The following is a 2,810-nucleotide window of genomic DNA, read 5'->3' as shown; positions in this document are numbered from 1 at the left end:
CCCCTGGTCCTTGACCATCTTTGCTACTTCCAGCTTGAAGCTGGCATCAAATTTCCTGCGCATTCCAGACACGTCATTTTCCTCGGTAGGTGATTATCCCACCTATCGAGGTGTCCGCCATCATTAGACCACTACAACGGCCCCGATAAGCATGTTAGAGCGCTGAGTCCCACCTGCGCTCGCATCACGCGTCGATCCGCTTTTCTATGGCGGGCCGACGAAGGACACCGGCGGGTCCGCCCGCCGGTGTACCGGCTAACATGCCCGGTCCGTCAACCTTCGTTCGGCCTGCCGCCTCCTTACGGCAGCTCCTTCATGATGTAAAGAAAAAGGGGTTTGACCTATGGCACACCGCCGTACCGTCTCCCCTATCGAGCGCGATCTACGCGACATCCAGTTCACCGTAAACCGTTTGGTTCAGCAGATGGCGCCGTCGCCTCGGCGACGCTTCAATCAGGAAGCGGCACGCAGTTTGTTGGCGGCAGTGAGTTACAAGCTGGAGCATTTGCAAGCCGTGATGCGCTCGTAGGCGTCGGGAAGATGGCGCGTTGCTACGCGAACGCGCCCTACTGCTAAACGCCCGGCGGGCCCGCCGGGCGTCATGCCCCAGACACGGTCCCGCGCCATGCTAATTTGGCCGGAGCCGCTTATCCCAAGAGGCAGACATCGCATCGACAATGCGACACTGCACGGCGGCGGGATGTAAGGGGTTCAGCAGAGTATTTTTCCCCTCCGGCACGATGGCGCTCGGAATTTGCAGCGCAACGGAAGGCGCCGCGGCCAACCAGCCCGAGCCGATGCGCTGCGTCAGCGCCTGGTCGCCTACCCACGCCTCATGCAGAGCGGAAAGGTCGAGCGCCTGTACGACGTTGTCCGGCACCTCGACTTTAAGCAAAGTGAATGTCTCGGGAAGATTCGTGCACTCCAAGTGGACCAACGCCTCCAACATGCAGCTGGCAGGATGGTCTGCCAAATACACGATGGGCCGTCCGGCGTGATGCCAGCGGCCCGGGTAGTTGAGACCGCCTGTCCCTTGCAGATCTTTGTGTGCGCTAAGCCGCCAGAGGATCATGCAAAGTAGCCTTCCTGCGCCTGCCCGAGCACCTGCTCAACCAGTTGCGCGCCTTGCTCGGTGTGCGCCAACGCGAGTGGCGTCCGCCCCTCGAATCGCCGCATCGGCTTGCGTAGCCATTCTGCGGCTTGGCGCACATCACCAAACACTTCCTCCGCTTGGAACACCAAATGGGCGACCCTCACGGCTCGCCCCGATTCCTCGGGCGTCAACGGCTGACCCAGCTTAACTCTGTGCGAAAGCGTCCGGACCGGGATGACAAAATCCAGCTCCGATCGAGCAAGTCCAATGTCCAGCAAGCGGGCAACAACATCCGTTTTAACGCCTTCCTCGACCGCATTGGCGAGATCCAAGGGAGAGCGCAGCGGCCGGCCGATCAGCTCGCCAAGGCGAGGCAGTTGATCAGAGGCCGGCCCTGCCTTGATCTCGTCAGAGGCAGGCGCATAAGCAGTCATTGTCATGGCAATCCCTTTAGGCAATTTGCCGAATTATTATCGGCAAATTGCCATAGAAGCGCAAGCCAGCGCCCTTCCCCAAAGGCCAGCCCTGGCTTTTGGGCCTATGGCGCATCCGCCAAACGGTTCAAATACTTCCTGCACGACGCCTGTTTTGAAACGGGACTTATCAGGGAGAACACCATGAAACGACAATTTGCTCGACGCATTGCCACCGCGCTAGGCGCGGGTCTGTTGATGGCGGGCCAGGCCTGGGCGGGCTCCATTATTTGGACGCCGCCGAGCGCATGCACGTCGCTCAATTGCGATGCCACGGTTCTGCACGCCAACGTCACCACCAGCTCGACCAACCCCGGCGGCAGCGTCGAGCCGTTCGTGCTGCAGGTTCACAGCTCGCCGCAGTATTGCCTGCGCCTGGATGTATTCAATCAAAGCGCGAGAATGCAGGTGGTCATCGTCGCGCCCGATGGCACGGTATGGCGCAACTTCGGTCGCTCCGCAGCCGACCCTCGGCCGCTGGTGGTGGTGCCGCGCGGCGTGCAGGGCTGGTACACCGTGCAGATTTCCTTGTTGGGGGGCAGCACGCCGACACCTGGCGTTCACTACAATGCCGACTTTGCCTATGGCCGCTACACCAGCCTAAGCAACCCCAACTGCGCCAACCCGACGCCGCCGTTGGCGGCGGGAGCCGAATAGCTGACCACGCCCTAGGCGCCCCCCGTCGATCAGCTCGGCTGATTGACGGGGGGCCGCTTAGGTAGACACGGAAATTTCCGCTAAACATTCGTTTCGGCACCGCCCGCGACGTGATCCAGACGGGCAAGCATGTCGGGCCATCGACCGCCCATGCGCTCGAAGCTATGGCCGTCATCCGGGCCGAAGCCGGATTGTTCCATCCGGACAAGCGTTCCAGTGTTTTGCAGAACGAGGGTCCACGTGACCAGCGTAACGAGGTGGTTGACGGATTCGGTGCCATCGCCCCAGCGATAAGCCAACCGGCGCGGCGCATCCACGGTGACCACCTCGCAATGAGTCACCCCGGACCAACCGGGAAGCGGCGCCGCACGGACGGTAAAGCGATGGCCGACCTCCGCGACGAAGTCGTTCTCCATCAGCCATTCCTTCATCAGCCATGATTGCGTGAGCGCCCGCCAGATCTTTTCGGGCGGATGAGGCATCAGCCGCTCGAACACCAGGGAACGGGCCGTACCGGCTGTCATGTGAGATCGTTGCATCGCCCTCTCCGAAAACGCGTCGTGCGTTACGCCTGGCTGTGGACAGAC

5 protein-coding genes are annotated in these 2,810 nt (G+C 61.5%); 2 read left to right on the top strand and 3 right to left on the bottom strand.

The features are described from left to right. Positions 1-343 precede the first annotated feature (343 nt). Complete coding sequence (locus JOZ06_RS19430; RefSeq protein WP_293235489.1) at positions 344-529, top strand: hypothetical protein; 186 nt, start codon at positions 344-346, stop codon at positions 527-529. 99 nt (positions 530-628) lie between these two features. Here JOZ06_RS19430 and JOZ06_RS19425 read toward each other — a convergent pair whose 3' ends face one another. Next, positions 629-1,072, bottom strand: coding sequence for an RES family NAD+ phosphorylase (locus tag JOZ06_RS19425; RefSeq protein ID WP_293235487.1), 444 nt, complete (start codon positions 1,070-1,072; stop codon positions 629-631). Next, positions 1,069-1,533, bottom strand: coding sequence for an antitoxin Xre/MbcA/ParS toxin-binding domain-containing protein (locus JOZ06_RS19420; protein ID WP_293235485.1), 465 nt, complete (start codon positions 1,531-1,533; stop codon positions 1,069-1,071). Before JOZ06_RS19420 ends, JOZ06_RS19425 begins: the two co-directional genes overlap by 4 nt. A gap of 177 nt (positions 1,534-1,710) precedes the next feature. Here JOZ06_RS19420 and JOZ06_RS19415 point away from each other — a divergent pair, with 177 nt between their 5' ends. After that, positions 1,711-2,223 (top strand): hypothetical protein, encoded by a 513-nt coding sequence (locus JOZ06_RS19415; protein ID WP_293235483.1) that lies wholly within the window; start codon positions 1,711-1,713, stop codon positions 2,221-2,223. An 80-nt stretch (positions 2,224-2,303) separates the two neighbouring features. On the opposite strand, the gene JOZ06_RS19410 is transcribed toward JOZ06_RS19415, so the two are convergent. Beyond that, on the bottom strand, positions 2,304-2,810 hold a 507-nt coding region (locus JOZ06_RS19410; RefSeq protein ID WP_293235481.1), incomplete at its 5' end, for an SRPBCC domain-containing protein.

The organism is Paludibacterium sp., from assembly GCF_019232825.1.
Taxonomy (GTDB): Bacteria; Pseudomonadota; Gammaproteobacteria; order Burkholderiales; family Chromobacteriaceae; genus Paludibacterium.
This window is presented reverse-complemented; position numbering and strand designations above follow the sequence as displayed.

Coding starts and splice junctions, on each gene's coding strand:
- JOZ06_RS19430 (WP_293235489.1), top strand. CDS start 344: ATGGCACACCGCCGTACCGTCTCCCCTATCGAGCGCGATCTACGCGAC.
- JOZ06_RS19425 (WP_293235487.1), bottom strand. CDS start 1,072: ATGATCCTCTGGCGGCTTAGCGCACACAAAGATCTGCAAGGGACAGGC.
- JOZ06_RS19420 (WP_293235485.1), bottom strand. CDS start 1,533: ATGACAATGACTGCTTATGCGCCTGCCTCTGACGAGATCAAGGCAGGG.
- JOZ06_RS19415 (WP_293235483.1), top strand. CDS start 1,711: ATGAAACGACAATTTGCTCGACGCATTGCCACCGCGCTAGGCGCGGGT.